This is a genomic window from Rhizobium sp. BK196, assembly GCF_014193255.1.
Classification (GTDB): domain Bacteria; phylum Pseudomonadota; class Alphaproteobacteria; order Rhizobiales; family Rhizobiaceae; genus Rhizobium.
In genome coordinates, this window is the sequence record NZ_JACHZB010000010.1 from 1 (window position 1) to 16,176 (window position 16,176).

Sequence of the window (16,176 nt, forward strand, 5' to 3'; positions counted from 1 at the left end):
CATCGACAACCCGTTCGGCACGAGGTTGTCACCCATGTCTTAGGTACGTTCTGTTACCTATGTCTTCGGTATGGACATCGAGAAACTGGAGCGGGCGAAGGGATTCGAACCCTCGACCCCAACCTTGGCAAGGTTGTGCTCTACCCCTGAGCTACACCCGCTCAAATCCGCAACGGTCCGGGGTAGTAAGTAGCGGACCGTGGGTGCCACCTTGCGGCGACGGGCGCTATATCGCCCAAACGATTTTCAAATGCAACAGGGAAATGACGGAAAAACGAAGAAAAGTTCCGACGGTGGAAAACCGGCTTCGGAAACGCCGCGAATGCAGGGCAAGGCGTCGGTCCTGACGATTGCCAAGCGCACGAGGCGGACGTAAGCAGACAGTCCAATCTGCCTTTCTCTTGTCTGATGGAATGACGATGACCGAAAACAAGCCCAAGACTCGCCAGGATCTTCTCGCCTTTCTCGATGGCATCGGCATCGCCCACAGTACCAAGGACCATGCGCCCGTCTTCACAGTAGCCGAATCGGTAGCGTTGCGGGACGAGATTCCAGGCGGGCATACCAAGAACCTGTTCGTGAAGGACAAGAAAGATCGTTACTTCCTGCTGACAGTCGAGGAAAATGCCCTCGTCGACCTCAAGCAGGTCCATACTCTCATCGGCGCTTCCGGCCGCGTCTCTTTCGGCAGGCCCGAGAAGCTGATGGAATATCTTGGGGTCATTCCGGGAGCCGTCACCGCGCTCGGCGCGATCAACGATACCGGCAATAATGTCACCTTCGTGCTCGATGCGGATCTGATGCGCGATGACGTCATCAACTGCCATCCGCTTTCTAACGATGCGACGACTTCGATCGCCAGCGCCGATCTGATACGATTCATGGAAGCGACCGGGCATAAGCCGCTTGTCTTGAAAGTGACGTCCTGACATACGATTTTAGCGCTATCAGAGACGCCGGCAGATCGGCGCGGCGGGAGATACCTATGAGCGGCAGCGACAATCCTTACAACGGTTCCTTCGGCAATCAGATGTCGGCAACGGCAAGCTATGGCGCAGTATCCCAGCCTGCGGCGGGCGGCAGTCATATCAAGGACACCACGACGGCAAATTTCGCGAAGGACGTTCTCGAGGAGTCGCGCAATCAGCCGGTTCTGGTCGATTTCTGGGCGCCGTGGTGCGGCCCGTGCAAGCAGCTGACGCCGGTTCTGGAAAAGGTCGTCAATGAAGGTCAGGGCCGCGTCAAGCTGGTCAAGATGAACATCGACGATCATCCCTCGATCGCCGGCCAGCTCGGCATCCAGTCCATTCCAGCCGTCATCGCCTTCGTCAACGGGCGTCCGGCTGACGGTTTCATGGGTGCTGTGCCGGAAAGCCAGGTTCGCCAGTTTGTCGATCGCCTCGCAGGTCCCGCCGGCGCCGACCAGGCTGCCGAGATCGAGGCCGTTCTGGCGGAAGCGGGCGAACTTCTTGCTGCCGGCAATACCAATGAAGCGGGCCAGCTTTACGGCGCAATCATGCAGGCCGATCCGGAAAATGCCAAGGCGCTTGCCGGCATGGCTGAATGCTTGATCGCAGCCGATCAGCACGGTGAGGCCCGCCAGATGCTGAGCGAGCTGCCGGAAGAGCTTGCCAAGGATGCCGGCATCCAGGCGATCCTGAAGAAGCTCGACCAGATCGAAGAAGCCCGCAAGCTCGGCGATCCCGTCGCCCTGGAACGTGAGCTGGCATCGAACCCCGATCATCACGAAGCCCGCCTGAAGCTCGCCAAGATCCTCAATGTCGAGGGCAAGCGTGAGGAGGCAGCCGAACACCTGCTCACCATCATGCGCAAGGATCGTGCCTTCGATGATGACGGTGCGCGCCGCCAGCTCCTGCAATTCTTCGAGGTCTGGGGCTTCAAGGATCCGGCGACTGTTTCGGCTCGCCGCAAGCTTTCCTCGATCCTCTTTTCCTGAGTTTGCCGCATCCGCCCTTGCGTTTTTACGCAAGGGCACCACATTCGTCGTGAGGACGGGCGCCATAGATGCGCCCGCCGAAAGAGTGCGGGACTAGTCTTCATGCAAGTCGGCAATGCGAGATATCTGAAGCCCGGGGATCTACCGGATGAGATCGCAGTTTTTCCCCTGACAGGTGCACTTCTCCTGCCTGCCGGACAGTTGCCGCTCAATATCTTCGAGCCGCGTTATCTAGCGATGTTCGATGCTGCACTGAGCGGAAACCGTCTGATCGGCATGGTGCAGCCGGCGCACGGCGAGCATGAAGACAAGACGCATGCTCCTGAGCTTGCGGCTGTCGGTTGCCTCGGCCGGATTACCTCCTATGCCGAAACCGGTGACGGACGTTATATCGTCTCGCTTACGGGTGTGTGCCGTTTCCGGCTGCTGGAAGAAAGATCGCATGGCCAGCCGTTCCGCAGCTTTCGCATCGCGCCATTCATTTCCGATCTTTCCGCCGAGAACGAGGAAGATGCCGTCGACCGCGGCGCGTTGCTAACAGCTTTCAAGGCCTATCTTGACGCCAACAAACTCGAGGCAGACTGGGAGAGCGTGGAGCGGGCGAGCAATCTCACCCTCGTCAATTCGCTCGCGATGATGTCGCCTTTCGGTCCAGCCGAAAAACAGGCGCTGCTCGAAGCGCCCGACCTCAAGACGAGGGCGGAAACCCTGATCGCCATCACCGAAATTGTGCTTGCCCGCGTTTTCGGCGATTCCGATACCGTATTGCAGTAGAGGGCGCGATGGATGAAAAACTGAGCCGCGTCGATCCCAAGCTTCTCGAACTTCTCGTCTGCCCGCTCACTAAAGGGCGGCTTTCATATGACCGCGAGCACAACGAGTTGGTCTCGGAAAAGGCGCGTCTTGCCTATCCGATCAGGGACGGCATTCCGATCATGCTCGTTTCGGAAGCGCGCAGCCTCGAAGACTGAAGAGCAATTCAGATTGTTTCGCCTGCGAGCAGCCGCGGATTGTCCTTGGCGGTCGTTCCGGCCGCCTGGCCGATAAAGAAGGATTTTAGGCCGGGCAGGCGATCGACGATGCCGAGGCCGAAATCGCGGGCGATGCGGATCGGTGCCATGTCGTTGGAAAACAGCCGGTTCAGCACATCTGTCGTGACGCCCATGCGGAAGGTATCGAAACGACGCCAGCTCTGGTAGCGCTCCAGAATATTGATGGCGCCGATATCGAGCCCAAGGCGATCGGCCTCGACGATGGTTTCGGCAAGTGCCGCCACATCCTTGAAGCCGAGATTGAGGCCCTGGCCGGAAATCGGATGGATGCCGTGTGCGGCATCGCCGGCCAGCGCAAAGCGCGGGGCGACGAAGGAACGCGCAAGTGTGAGGCCGAGCGGGAAGGCGCGCTTGTCGCCCACCAGCTTGAGAGCGCCGAGTTTGTGGCCGAAGCGGCGTTCAAGTTCCTCCTCGAAAACCAGATCGTCAGCCGCAACCAGACGGTTGGCGTCATTCGTCCGCTCGGTCCAGACGAGCGACGAGCGGTTGTTGCGCAGCGGCAGGATGGCGAAGGGGCCGGACGGCAGGAAATGTTCTTCGGCGCAGCCGTGGTGCGGGCGCTCGTGCTCGACGGTCGTCACGATGCCGGACTGACCGTAATCCCAGGTGACAGTCTTGATGCCGGCGAAATCGCGAAGTCTGGAGCGCACGCCATCGCAGGCAACCAGCAGGCGCGATTGCAGCGTGCTGCCGTCGGACAGGCTGACTTCGATATAGGTATCATCCGTCTTCAGGCCAGCGGCGCTCAGGCCATGGCGGATATCGATACCGAGCCGCTCGCAGGCGCCGCGCAGCGCGCCGACCATAGCAACATTCGGGATCATGTGGGCAAAGGGCCGGCCATCGGCAACTTCGCCGTCGAAGGTCAGGAAGATCGGGCGAACAGGATCGGACATCTTGGAATCGGTCACGATCATCTTGGTGATCGGCTGGGCCTCCGGCTCGATCTCATCCCAGATGCCGAAGACTTCGAGCATCTTCGTCGCAGCCGCGATAATGGCGGAAGCGCGCATATCCTTTTTCCAGGCCTGCTCGGGTGCTGCCTCGACGACGGCGATATTGAGATGCGGGGCAGCCTGTTTGACCGCCACGGCCACGGACAGGCCGACATAACCTCCTCCTGCAATCAGCATGTCCAGCATCGTCCGCTCCTGTTACTTTCTATGATCAGATGCGATCTATATAGAGCATCAGATTACCACTTCCTACCGCCGGGAGCTGAACAAATGACGGAACAAACGGATAAGCCGACCGCCATGGAAACATTGATTTCGACGCTCGATATCGAGCCGATCGAGGTCGATATCTTTCGCGGCCGCAGTCCGCGGGCCGGTTGGCAGCGCGTATTCGGCGGGCAGGTGATTGCTCAGGCGTTGATGGCGGCGCAGCGCACGGTGACGGACGATCGCTTCATTCACTCCCTGCACGCCTATTTCATGCGCCCCGGCGACCCCTCGGTGCCAATCATCTATCAGGTCGAGCGCATTCGAGACGGATCGAGCTTCAACACACGCCGGGCCGTCGCGATCCAGCACGGCAAGGCGATCTTAGCGCTCTCGGCCTCGTTCCAGGTCGAGGAGCCGGGCTTCGACCATCAGGTCCCCATGCCGCCCGTGCCGATGCCGGAAACGCTGCTCGGCGAACAGCAGATCAAGGAGCAGTATCTCGCCCATGCTCCGGAGGCGGTGCGCAAATATTGGGAACGCGAACGGCCGATCGAGATCCGCCCGGTCTCGCTCAAGCACTATTTTACGAGTGAGAAGCTCGAACCTCGGCAGGATGTCTGGGTTCGTGCTGCCGGTCCTGTGCCGGACAGCAGGCTTTATCAGGCCGCCGTGCTTGCCTATCTCTCGGACATGACGCTGCTCGATGCATCGCTGCATGCCCACGGAACATCCATTTTCGACCAGAACCTGCAGGTTGCAAGCCTCGACCACTCCATGTGGTTCCATCGTTCCGACAAGCTCGACGACTGGCTGCTCTATACGCAGGACAGTCCGTCGGCTTCAGGCGCCCGGGGATTGACCCGCGGTAGCCTGTTTAGTCGATCCGGTATCCTGATCGCGTCGGTGGCGCAGGAGGGGTTGATTCGGAAAAAGGCAAATGAATAAATAATGTGCATATTTATAAATTTGCGCGTTATTTGTGCGCTTATTGACCAATCATTTGCCTGTTTATTGGCGCCTTCAATTATAGTCATTATATTTCAATAACTTATAGAGTTGGCACGAATCTGGCACGTCCTTTGAATGTCTATCGCCGGTCGCTGGTCAGGAAACCGTCAGCGGCAAGGAGAGTCGGCTCCGCGCCGAGGATAACGAAGGATGGGAAACCAGATGAAAATTGTGATGGCCATTATCAAGCCGTTCAAGCTCGATGAGGTCCGCGAAGCCCTCACGGCGATCGGCATTCAGGGCCTGACTGTGACCGAAGTAAAGGGCTACGGTCGTCAGAAGGGGCACACTGAAATCTATCGCGGCACTGAATATGCGGTCAGCTTCCTGCCGAAGCTCAAGATCGAAATCGCGGTCGCATCCGAGATCGTCGACAAGGCGGTCGAAGCCATCGCAGCATCTGCCAAGACCGGCCAGATCGGTGACGGCAAAATCTTCGTCTACTCGATCGACCATGCCGTGCGCATCCGTACGGGCGAGACTGATTCAGAAGCGCTGTAAAGAACGGCAGATCAAGGAGCCATTTCCAATGTCAATTTCGAAGTTTTCCTCTAACATCGCACGGATAGGCGCCCTTTCGGCCGCCCTCCTGGCGCCGGTCGTCGCTTTCGCGCAGGAAGCCGCCCCGGCCGCCGCCGATGCTGCAGCCGCTGCTGCTCCGGCCATGACGATGGATAAGGGCGACAATACGTGGATGCTCGTCTCCACGGTGCTCGTTCTGCTGATGACCATCCCGGGCCTTGCGCTGTTCTACGGTGGTCTCGTCCGCGCCAAGAACATGCTGTCGGTTCTGATGCAGGTCTTCATGATCACGGCTGTCGTCATGATCATCTGGGTCACATACGGCTATTCGCTCGCCTTCACCGATGGCGGCTCGTTGAACAGCTTCGTCGGTGGCTTCTCCAAGGCTTTCCTCGCCGGCGTCACACCGTCTTCGCTGGCTGAAACCTTCACGAAGGGTGTAGCCATTCCGGAACTCACCTTCATCTGCTTCCAGATGACCTTCGCCTGCATCACGCCGGCCCTGATCGTCGGCGCGTTCGCCGAGCGTATCAAGTTCTCGGCCGTCATGCTCTTCGTCGTGCTGTGGGTCACCTTCGTCTACTTCCCGATGGCGCACATGGTCTGGTTCTGGGGCGGTCCGAGCTCCTACACGTCTCCGGCAGGCCTGATCTTCTCCTATGGCGCGATCGACTTCGCTGGCGGCACGGTCGTTCACATCAATGCCGGTATCGCCGGCCTGATCGGCGCCATCATGCTCGGCAAGCGCACGGGCTATAAGAAGGAAATCATGGCTCCGCACTCCATGACGCTGACCATGGTTGGTGCCTCGCTCCTGTGGGTCGGCTGGTTCGGCTTCAACGCCGGCTCCAACCTCGAAGCCAACGGCTATGCATCGCTCGCCATGATCAACACCTTCGTTGCAACGGCTGCTGCTGCTGTTTCCTGGTGCATCGTGGAAAGCTTCGCTCGCGGCAAGGCTTCCATGCTCGGTGCTGCTTCTGGTGCCGTTGCCGGTCTCGTCGCCGTCACTCCGGCAGCCGGTTTCGCCGGCCCGATGGGTTCGATCGTTCTCGGTCTCCTCGTCTCGCCAGTCTGCTACTTCTTCGTCGACGTCGTGAAGAACAAGTTCAATTATGACGACTCGCTCGATGTCTTCGGCGTCCATTGCGTTGGCGGTATCTTCGGCGCCATCGGCACCGGTATCCTCGTCAACCCGGCCCTCGGCGGCGCCGGTATCGTCGACTACTCGACGGCCGATTTCGCTGCCTCCTATGCCGGCACAGCAACGCAGGTCCTGGCCCAGGCCAAGGGCGTGCTCACGACACTCCTGTGGTCGGGTATCGGCTCCGCAATCCTCTACAAGATCGTCGATGTCATCATCGGCCTGCGCGTTTCGGTCGAAGCCGAGCGCGAAGGTCTCGACCTCGCAACGCACGGCGAAGCGGCCTACCACGCCTAATCACAGGGTTTGCGGCGCCTTGCACAAGGGCGCCGCTGAACGGCCCGTCGCGGCCTATCTAACCATAAGCCGCTCTTGGCCCGGACCTCACAAGGTTCGGGCCCTTTTCTTTTTAGCGATCCGGCATATGCATGGTTAACATCGCTTTAACCCTACTTTGATTAGGTAGAGCGGACGCATTTGGCGCGGCGAAGCATTGGCGATTCGCGTGCCCCCAGGCATTGGACGGGTTTGACATATGGCAAGAAGCACGTCGCCGGCGATGGACGGCCGTCCTGACCGGTTCTCCTTCTCGGCATTCATGCTGCGGCAGATCCAGGCTCTTACCGGCTTTGCGGTCTTCCTGCTCTTGGCGCTCGCGGTTGCGGCGCTTGCGACATGGAACGTCACCGATCCCAGCTATTCCTACGCCACTGGTAACCTGCCGACCAACATACTCGGTTATAGCGGTGCTGCCTTTGCTGACGTCGCCATGCAGTTCCTGGGGCTCGCAAGCGTCGTTTCGATGCTGCCGATCGTCGCCTGGGCGCTGGCCTTGATTTCCGGCCGTCGCATCAGCCGTATTCCGGCGCGCGCCGGCGCCTGGCTCGTGGGCACCATACTCTCCTCCGCCGTCATCGGCTGTTTCCCGCCACCGCTCACGTGGCCGATCCCGAACGGTATCGGCGGTGTTATCGGCGACATGATCCTGCGTTTTCCCGCACTCTTTGTCGGCGCCTATCCGACTGGTGTTTTCGCGACCGCCGTCGGCTGCATCTTCGCCGTCCCGACCGCATGGATGATGCTCTTTGCAGCCGGCATTGTCGGCCGTAGCGAGCTCGATGAGGAGGAAAACGAAGAAGAGGATTATGCCGATACGCGCAGCAAGGTGCGTGTCGTCGGCGATGAGGACGATGAGGACGATGGGTCCCGCTGGATGGCCTTTAGCGGCGCCATGACACACGCCTGGTATATGAACCAGGCGCGTTTCCGGCGGCTTTTCGGCATGGGGCCGCGCAAGCGCCGTCAGAGCGATTTCGAATCGCCCTATGACTTCAACGATGACGAATTCGGTACGCTGAACGAGCCGGTGCGCGCCAAGCCCGCAGCGCGTGGCGAGCGCATGGATCCTTCCATGGAGCCGCGTGGCCCATCGAGCCGTCGGGTCGTTTCGGCGCCTTCCATCTCGCTCAACGATGATGAGGACGAGGACGACGAGCCGCCGTTTGATACGGACATGCCGCCGCGTCCGGCCGATATCCTACCCGATGACGATGATGACGACTGGATGATCCGCGCTCCAGCAAAATTGGCCGGTAAACCCGAGCCGCGCGTCGTTCCTGCTTCAGCTCGTCCGAAGCCCGGCGCCCGCGTCGAACGCGAGGCGCAAGGTTCGTTCATCCGGCCGGAAGGTTTCCAGCTTCCCTCCATGCATCTGCTTGCGGAACCGAAGAACGTGGTGCGCGATTCCACGCTTTCGGCAGATGCGCTGGAGCAGAATGCCCGCATGCTGGAAGGCGTGCTGGAGGATTTCGGCGTCAAGGGCGAGATCATCCATGTCCGCCCTGGTCCTGTCGTCACACTCTATGAACTGGAGCCGGCACCCGGCATCAAGTCATCCCGCGTCATCGGTCTTGCCGACGACATCGCCCGCTCGATGAGCGCGATTGCCGCCCGCGTCGCCGTCGTGCCGGGCCGCAATGCGATCGGCATCGAGCTACCAAACCAGACGCGCGAAACCGTCTATCTGCGCGAACTCATCGCCTCACGTGATTTCGAAAGCTCCAAGGCGAAGCTTGCCATGGCACTCGGCAAGACGATCGGCGGTGAGGCTGTGATCGCCGATCTTGCGAAGATGCCGCATCTGCTCGTCGCGGGTACCACCGGTTCGGGTAAGTCCGTTGCCATCAACACCATGATCCTGTCGCTGCTCTACCGCATGACGCCGGAGCAGTGCCGTTTGATCATGATCGATCCGAAGATGCTCGAACTCTCCGTCTATGATGGCATTCCGCATCTTCTCTCCCCTGTCGTCACCGATCCGAAGAAGGCCGTCGTCGCGCTTAAATGGACCGTCCGCGAGATGGAAGAGCGCTACAAGAAGATGTCGAAGATCGGCGTTCGCAACATCGACGGCTTCAATACGCGCGTCGAGCAGGCACTTGCCAAGGGAGATACGATCTCGCGCACGGTGCAGACCGGCTTCGATCGGCAGACGGGCGAAGCGGTCTACGAAACCGAGGAATTCGATCTTCAGCCGATGCCTTACATCGTCGTCATCATCGACGAAATGGCCGACCTGATGATGGTCGCCGGCAAGGACATCGAAGGCGCCGTGCAGCGTCTCGCACAGATGGCGCGTGCGGCCGGCATCCATGTCATCATGGCAACGCAGCGTCCATCGGTCGACGTTATCACCGGCACGATCAAGGCGAATTTCCCGACGCGCATTTCCTTCCAGGTTACGTCCAAGATCGACAGCCGCACGATCCTCGGCGAGCAGGGTGCTGAACAACTGCTCGGCATGGGCGACATGCTTTATATGGCCGGTGGCGGCCGCATTCAGCGCGTCCACGGCCCCTTCGTTTCCGACGTTGAGGTCGAAGAGATCGTCTCCTATCTCAAGACGCAGGGCTCGCCGCAATATCTCGATGCCATCACTGCCGATGACGACGAGGATGGTGATTATGGTGGCGGTCCGGCTGGCACGGCAAATCTCGCCGATTCAGAGGATCCCTATGATCAGGCAGTCGCCATCGTTCTGCGAGACGGCAAGGCATCGACCTCTTATGTCCAGCGCAGGCTCGGAATCGGCTACAACCGTGCTGCTTCGCTGATCGAGCGCATGGAGCAGGAGGGCATCATCGGCCCGGCTAACCACGCCGGCAAACGGGAAATTCTCGTGCCGACGGACGGGGATATCCTCGACCGTTAAGCAAGGAAAATTTGATGGCGCGGCCCAACCAATGGAAACCTCGGGGCATGTAATCCGTTACCTTTCACCGGGCGATAGCGGCGCCTTGAAGACGCCGCCTTTCAGCGGCATGCAGATCGCATACAGGAGGTTCACATGACCAACTCCGCATCCATCTTTTCCGGCCTGCCGGTAAGCCGTCGCACCGTCCTCGGTGTCTTTGCCGCTGCGGCCGCTGCAAGCGCCGTTCCGTTTCCCGCTCTCGCTCAGGTCGCACAGGCGGCAGCGCCCGCTGGCAACAACGCTACGGCACAGGCGATTGCCGATCATTTCTCCGGCGTCGCCACCATGCAGGGCGAGTTCGTGCAGTTTGGCCCCCGTGGCGAACAGACCGGGGGCAAGTTTTTCATCGAACGTCCTGGCAAGCTGCGCTTCAACTATGACGATCCGTCGCCGATGCGCGTCATTGCCGACGGGAGAAACGTCGCGATCGGCAATGTGAAGCTGAAGACCTGGGATCTCTATCCGCTTTCCAAGACGCCGCTCAGCCTGCTGCTTGCGCCGCGTATCGACCTTTCCGCCGGCATGGTGAAGGGCGTGAAGCAAGAGTCCGATCTGACAACGATCTCGCTCGGCAACAATACGGTGTTCGGCAATTCGACCATCACAATGATGTTCGACCCGAAGACTTATGATCTGCGCCAGTGGACGATCACCGACAATCAGGGCAAGGACACGTCGGTCATGATCTTCAACGTGAAGACCGGCGTTGCCTTCGACGAGCGCGTCTTCCGTGTGCCCTACGAGGATATCAAGGGCACGTCGGCAAACCGCGACTGATGCTTTTCGGTTGATCGCCGGCCGCTTTTGCCCGCGGCCGGTTTTCTCGCTGACGCCTTTGCTCTAAAGCCTTTTCAGAGGGATCTGAAAGGGCATGGCATGAGCTTCTCCATCACCACCTGGAATATCAATTCGGTGCGGCTGCGCATGCCGATCGTCGAGCAGCTCGTGTTGAAACACAGGCCGGATATCCTCTGCCTGCAGGAAACCAAAGTTCCGAACGACCTCTTCCCGCTGGCACCGCTGCGCGCCATGGGCTACGAGCACATCATCATCCACGGCCAGAAGGGCTATCACGGGGTTGCCATCGCATCCCGCGTGCCGCTGACTGAGGATCACCGGCAGGACTACTGCAATGTCGGCGACGCACGCCACATTTCGGCGGTCTTCGAGCGCGGCAACCGGCGCATCCGCCTGCATAATTTCTACGTTCCTGCCGGCGGTGACGAGCCGGACCGCACGATCAATCCAAAATTCGGCCACAAGCTCGATTTCATCGAGGAGATGAAGAGCCTCAAGGCGAGCGCCGAGCGTGACACCTCAGCCATCCTCGTCGGCGATCTCAATATCGCGCCGCTGGAGCATGATGTCTGGTCGCATAAGCAGCTTTTAAAGATCGTCAGCCATACGCCGGTCGAAACCGACGGACTTATCGAGGTGATGAAGCGCGGCGGCTGGCACGATCTCATGCGTCAGCATGTACCCGCCAATGAGAAGCTCTATACGTGGTGGAGCTACCGGGCGAAGGATTGGGAAGCTGCCGACAAGGGCCGGCGCCTCGACCATATCTGGTCGTCGCCCGATCTTGGTCCGCATCTGCAGCGTATCGAGGTGCTGAAGGAGGCGCGTGGCTGGGACCGGCCGTCCGACCACGTGCCCGTAACCGCACATTTCAATTTCTGAAGGTTCAGTTGAAGCGGTGAAACTGACTCGCAGCCTGCGCCGCCAGTTCGGCGATGTTGTCGCGGATGCGATTTTCGATGATACGCGCTGCCGAGGGAAATTCCTCGATCAGCCGATGGAACAGGGTTCGCGTGATGCGGAGGATGCCGGTATCCTCGCGCGCAACCGCCGTGAATTTACGCTCCACCTGTGTCACCAATGCGAGTTCCGATATCAGCGATCCGGATTCGGCAATGGCTTGAGTCTGCCCGATGCCATCTGAGCCTGTCACGCTGAGTTCGAGGCTGCCGCTGGTGATTACATAGGCGCTCTCAGCAGGCGAGCCCTGACGGAACAAGATCTGCCCGGCCGCAATCACGCGACGGTCGGCGCCAAAGGCAATCAGGCGCAATTGGTCGTCGTTCATGTCCTTGAAGAGCGGAAGCTGCGACAGCAGATGAATATCGTCGGAAAGAGACATTCTACGGAATAATCTTGTAGCCGCCGTTCTCCGTCACGAGAATCTCGGCGTTGGACGGATCCCGCTCGATCTTCTGGCGCAGGCGGTAAACGTGTGTTTCCAGCGTGTGAGTGGTCACGCCGGAATTGTAACCCCAGACCTCTTCCAGCAGTACGTCGCGAGTCACGACCTTCTGTTCGGCGCGGTAAAGATAGCGGATGATCGCCGCTTCCTTTTCGGTAAGGCGGATCTTCTGGCCGTTGTCAGTGGTCAGCAGCTTCTGGCTCGGCTTGAAGAGATAGGGGCCGACGGTAAAAGTGGCATCTTCGCTCTGCTCGTGCTGGCGAAGCTGCACGCGGATGCGAGCCAAGAGCACGGCGAAGCGGAAAGGCTTTGTCACGTAGTCGTTAGCGCCGGCCTCAAGGCCGAGGATCGTGTCCGAATCCGTGTCATGACCGGTCAGCATGATGATCGGCGCCTTGAAGCCACCCTTGCGCAACAGCTTTACCGCCTCGCGGCCATCCATATCCGGCAGGCCGACGTCCATGATCAGCAGGTCGACCGGATTGGAGCGGGCGGACTGGACGCCCTTAGCCGCAGTCGCTTCCTGCAGAACCGTGAATTCCTCATACAACGACAACTGCTCCGTCAGCGTCTGGCGAAGGTCGTCGTCGTCATCCACCAGAAGAATGGTGCGTGCGGTCATGCGGGTGCGTCCTTGCGTTTGTCAGATACTCCTACGCCAAATTCCACATTTGGCAAGGATTGGCGGTCTGCTGTTGCCGCTCGGGGTTTCATATGGTTTCAATCGAAGCCCAAGGCAATTCAAGAACATGCGAGAAAAATGGAAAAAGCAAGGCGAGAGGGGAATGGCAGGCTTCCGACGCTCGTTGTGCGTGCCGCGCCGGGCAAAAAGAGCAGGGCTATCATCCGTTTTGGCCCCCTGACCTTGCCCGCCGCCATTGGCCGCAACGGCCGGACCGTGATCAAGCGTGAAGGCGACGGGGCTACGCCGATTGCGGCCATGCGGCTGCTTTATGGTTTCCGGCGCGGCGAGCGAAACGGCCGTCTCGCTTCGGAACTGCTTATCAAGCGCATCCGCACCGATATGATGTGGTGCGATCAACCGGATGATCCAAACTATAACAGGTTGGTGAAGGCGCCGTTCAAGCCAAGCCATGAGGAGATGAAGCGTAAGGACGGGCTCTACGATATCTGCCTGGTGCTCGACTGGAACGTGACGTCCCGGGCACGCAATCGCGGCTCAGCGATCTTCTTCCATCTTGCTCGACCGGGATACGAACCGACCGCCGGCTGTGTCGCGATCAGTGCCCGCGATATGCGCCGCATCCTGCCCTTCCTCAGAAAGGGAACGATCGTTCAAGTTACCTGATTGTATTGCTGACCACGTGTCCTATATGGTTTTTCGACCTGGATGCGGGGCAAGGCGTCCCGGGGAAAACCCGCCTGGCGGCTTCAATTCATCCCCCGTTCAATTCGCGTCTTTGGCAAATCCCCTGAACTTCCGGAGATATACTGTGACCACTCAGCCCATCATCACTTTCCATGACGGACATTCCATTCCCCAGGTGGGTCTCGGCGTCTGGCAGACGCCGCAGGATATCGCAGCTCCGACCGTGCGCACCGCACTTGCCGCCGGCTATCGCCATATCGACACGGCGTCGGGCTATGACAATGAAGAGGGCGTCGGTGACGGCATACGTTCCTCTGGCATCGACCGTAAGGATATCTTCGTCACCACGAAACTACGCAACACCGACCAGGGCTATGATAATGCATTGCGGGCCTTCGAGGTCAGCCTGAAGAAGCTCGGCAGTGACTATATCGATCTTTACCTCATCCACTGGCCGTCGCCGCATCGCGGTCTCTATCGTGAAACCTGGAAAGCTTTCGTGCGTCTGCGCGAAGAAGGGCGCGCGCGCTCCATCGGCGTGTCGAATTTCTATCCGGACCATCTCGACCATATCGTCGGCGACACGGGTGTGGTTCCTGTCATCAACCAGATCGAGTTGCATCCGGATTTTCAGCAGAAGGCGGCGCAGGAAGCGCATAAGAAGCTGAACATCGTCACGGAATCCTGGAGCCCGCTCGGTCAGGGCCGTTTCATTTCCAATCCGGTCATCGGTCAGATTGCTGCCAAGCACGGCAAGACGCCAGCGCAGGTGATCATTCGCTGGCACATCGATACCGGCCTCGTCGTCATTCCGAAGTCGGTGACGCCCTCGCGCATCGAGGAGAATTTCAACGTCTTCGATTTCAAGCTTGATGGTGAAGACATGGCCGAGATCGCCAAGCTTGACAGCGCCGGCGCTCGCATGGGTCCTGATCCGTACACGGCGACGTTCTAAGCGCCGTCTTCTCAGCATTTGCCCAACTAAAAAGCCCAACGCTCGCGCGCCGGGCTTTTATCATCTCGGATGTCCGAGAAAGATCAGTTCCACTCGCGGATATCGACGAAGTGACCGGCAATCGCGGCTGCGGCCGCCATGGCCGGCGAGACGAGATGGGTGCGGCCCTTGAAGCCCTGACGTCCCTCGAAGTTGCGGTTCGAGGTCGAGGCGCAACGCTCGCCCGGCTTCAGGCGGTCGTCGTTCATGGCAAGGCACATGGAGCAACCCGGCTCGCGCCAGTCGAAGCCGGCAGCCTTGAAGATCTTGTCGAGGCCTTCAGCTTCCGCCTGTTCCTTCACGAGGCCGGAGCCTGGAACGATCATGGCGTTGACAGAGGAGGCAACGGTCTTGCCCTCGACGACCTTGGCAGCGGCGCGCAGGTCTTCGATACGGCCGTTGGTGCAGGAGCCGATGAAAACGCGATCGACAGAAATGTCGGTCATCTTCGTGCCAGGCTTCAGGCCCATATAGTCGAGCGCACGCCACTTGGAGGCACGCTTCGTCTCGTCCTGGATCTCATCCGGGTTCGGTACGATACCCTGAACGGAGACGACGTCTTCCGGCGAGGAACCCCATGAGACGATCGGCGGCAGTTCGGCCGCGTTCAGCTTGACGATACGGTCGAAATGAGCGCCCTCGTCGGATTTCAGCGTCTTCCAGTAGGCGATCGCCTGTTCCAGCGCTTCGCCCTTCGGCGCGCGCGGCTTACCCTTGATATATTCAAACGTGATCTCGTCGGGCGCAATCAGACCGGCGCGAGCACCGCCTTCGATGGACATGTTACAGATCGTCATGCGGCCTTCCATCGACAGCGAGCGAATGGCTTCACCGGCATATTCGATGACGTAGCCGGTACCGCCGGCGGTGCCGATCTCGCCGATGATGGCGAGAACGATGTCCTTGGCAGTGACGCCTGACGGCAGCTGGCCGTCGACCTGCACCAGCATGTTCTTCGCCTTCTTCTGGATCAGCGTCTGGGTCGCGAGAACGTGCTCGACCTCAGAAGTGCCGATACCGTGGGCGAGCGAGCCGAAGGCGCCGTGTGTGGAGGTGTGGCTGTCGCCGCAAACGATCGTCATGCCGGGCAGGGTGAAGCCCTGTTCCGGCCCGATGATGTGGACGATGCCCTGACGCTTGTCGTTCTCGGAATAATATTCGACGTTGAACTCAGCGGCATTCTTGGCGAGCTGCTCGACCTGGATGCGGCTTTCTTCGTTCTTGATGCCAAGATGGCGGTCAGCGGAGGTCGGAACGTTGTGGTCGACGACGGCAAGCGTTTTTTCCGGCGCGCGAACTTTGCGGCCGGACATGCGCAGGCCTTCGAAAGCCTGCGGCGAGGTGACTTCATGGACCAGGTGACGGTCGATATAGAGAAGACAGGTGCCGTCTGCCTGTTCGTCGACCAGGTGGTCGTCCCAGATCTTGTCGTAGAGGGTACGCGGTGCGCTCATGGCGGTAAGTCCGTTTTTGGAAGCTTTGGAAAATGGGAAAATAGCGGATCAGGCTCCGCCGGCCGTCATTCGGTCAACGAAGTCGGCTGTTGA

16 protein-coding genes and 1 tRNA gene are annotated in these 16,176 nt (G+C 59.7%); 12 read left to right on the plus strand and 5 right to left on the minus strand.

The genetic code is table 11. The features are described 5' to 3' along the window. Positions 1 to 86: 86 nt before the first annotated feature. Positions 87 to 161 (minus strand) — tRNA-Gly (locus FHT78_RS25745). 258 nt (positions 162 to 419) lie between these two features. Here FHT78_RS25745 and FHT78_RS25750 point away from each other — a divergent pair. From FHT78_RS25750 to FHT78_RS25765, 4 genes are all read left to right on the plus strand, one after another. Then, complete coding sequence (locus tag FHT78_RS25750; protein WP_183749399.1) at positions 420 to 929, plus strand: prolyl-tRNA synthetase associated domain-containing protein; 510 nt, start codon at positions 420 to 422, stop codon at positions 927 to 929. Between the two features lie 56 nt (positions 930 to 985). Beyond that, a complete protein-coding gene (gene trxA / locus FHT78_RS25755) occupies positions 986 to 1,957 on the plus strand; it encodes a thioredoxin (RefSeq protein WP_183749400.1) in 972 nt (323 codons plus the stop codon). A gap of 102 nt (positions 1,958 to 2,059) precedes the next feature. Further along, the gene (locus tag FHT78_RS25760; RefSeq protein WP_183749401.1) at positions 2,060 to 2,731 is read left to right on the plus strand and encodes an LON peptidase substrate-binding domain-containing protein; all 672 of its coding nucleotides are present in this window, start codon (positions 2,060 to 2,062) and stop codon (positions 2,729 to 2,731) included. A gap of 8 nt (positions 2,732 to 2,739) precedes the next feature. Further along, complete coding sequence (locus tag FHT78_RS25765) at positions 2,740 to 2,928, plus strand: Trm112 family protein (protein ID WP_112545684.1); 189 nt, start codon at positions 2,740 to 2,742, stop codon at positions 2,926 to 2,928. An 8-nt stretch (positions 2,929 to 2,936) separates the two neighbouring features. Here FHT78_RS25765 and FHT78_RS25770 read toward each other — a convergent pair whose 3' ends face one another. Next, a complete protein-coding gene (locus tag FHT78_RS25770) occupies positions 2,937 to 4,151 on the minus strand; it encodes a ubiquinone biosynthesis hydroxylase (RefSeq protein WP_183749402.1) in 1,215 nt (404 codons plus the stop codon). Between the two features lie 84 nt (positions 4,152 to 4,235). Between FHT78_RS25770 and tesB the strand changes: the two genes are divergently transcribed. The 6 genes from tesB to FHT78_RS25800 all read left to right on the plus strand — a co-directional run bounded on the left by tesB (position 4,236) and on the right by FHT78_RS25800 (position 11,782). Beyond that, complete coding sequence (gene tesB, locus FHT78_RS25775; protein ID WP_183749403.1) at positions 4,236 to 5,120, plus strand: acyl-CoA thioesterase II; 885 nt, start codon at positions 4,236 to 4,238, stop codon at positions 5,118 to 5,120. Positions 5,121 to 5,333: 213 nt separating this feature from the next. Next, positions 5,334 to 5,684, plus strand: coding sequence for a P-II family nitrogen regulator (locus FHT78_RS25780; RefSeq protein WP_007814595.1), 351 nt, complete (start codon positions 5,334 to 5,336; stop codon positions 5,682 to 5,684). A 28-nt stretch (positions 5,685 to 5,712) separates the two neighbouring features. Continuing rightward, positions 5,713 to 7,146 carry an ammonium transporter gene (locus FHT78_RS25785; protein ID WP_183749404.1) on the plus strand — a complete coding sequence of 478 codons (1,434 nt, stop codon included), beginning with the start codon at positions 5,713 to 5,715 and terminating at the stop codon, positions 7,144 to 7,146. Positions 7,147 to 7,384: 238 nt separating this feature from the next. Continuing rightward, entirely contained in the window at positions 7,385 to 10,060 is a 2,676-nt protein-coding gene (locus tag FHT78_RS25790) for a DNA translocase FtsK (protein WP_183749405.1), read from the plus strand. Positions 10,061 to 10,195: 135 nt separating this feature from the next. Then, positions 10,196 to 10,879, plus strand: coding sequence for an outer membrane lipoprotein carrier protein LolA (locus FHT78_RS25795; protein WP_183749406.1), 684 nt, complete (start codon positions 10,196 to 10,198; stop codon positions 10,877 to 10,879). Positions 10,880 to 10,978: 99 nt separating this feature from the next. Beyond that, positions 10,979 to 11,782 carry an exodeoxyribonuclease III gene (locus tag FHT78_RS25800; RefSeq protein WP_183749407.1) on the plus strand — a complete coding sequence of 268 codons (804 nt, stop codon included), beginning with the start codon at positions 10,979 to 10,981 and terminating at the stop codon, positions 11,780 to 11,782. Positions 11,783 to 11,786: 4 nt separating this feature from the next. Here the strand turns inward: FHT78_RS25800 and FHT78_RS25805 are convergent, their stop codons facing one another. Both FHT78_RS25805 and FHT78_RS25810 read right to left on the minus strand, forming a co-directional pair. After that, positions 11,787 to 12,242, minus strand: a complete 456-nt coding sequence (locus FHT78_RS25805) for a cyclic nucleotide-binding domain-containing protein (RefSeq protein WP_183749408.1) — start codon at positions 12,240 to 12,242, stop codon at positions 11,787 to 11,789. A 1-nt stretch (position 12,243) separates the two neighbouring features. After that, entirely contained in the window at positions 12,244 to 12,927 is a 684-nt protein-coding gene (locus FHT78_RS25810; RefSeq protein ID WP_183749409.1) for a response regulator transcription factor, read from the minus strand. A gap of 138 nt (positions 12,928 to 13,065) precedes the next feature. On the opposite strand from FHT78_RS25810, the gene FHT78_RS25815 reads away from it, so the two are divergent. Together FHT78_RS25815 and FHT78_RS25820 are read left to right on the plus strand one after the other, a co-directional pair. Next, the gene (locus tag FHT78_RS25815) at positions 13,066 to 13,614 is read left to right on the plus strand and encodes a L,D-transpeptidase (protein ID WP_183749410.1); all 549 of its coding nucleotides are present in this window, start codon (positions 13,066 to 13,068) and stop codon (positions 13,612 to 13,614) included. A gap of 145 nt (positions 13,615 to 13,759) precedes the next feature. After that, entirely contained in the window at positions 13,760 to 14,590 is an 831-nt protein-coding gene (locus FHT78_RS25820; protein ID WP_183749411.1) for an aldo/keto reductase, read from the plus strand. 83 nt (positions 14,591 to 14,673) lie between these two features. Here the strand turns inward: FHT78_RS25820 and leuC are convergent, their stop codons facing one another. Next, a complete protein-coding gene (leuC, locus tag FHT78_RS25825; protein ID WP_183749412.1) occupies positions 14,674 to 16,083 on the minus strand; it encodes a 3-isopropylmalate dehydratase large subunit in 1,410 nt (469 codons plus the stop codon). Positions 16,084 to 16,176 lie beyond the last annotated feature (93 nt).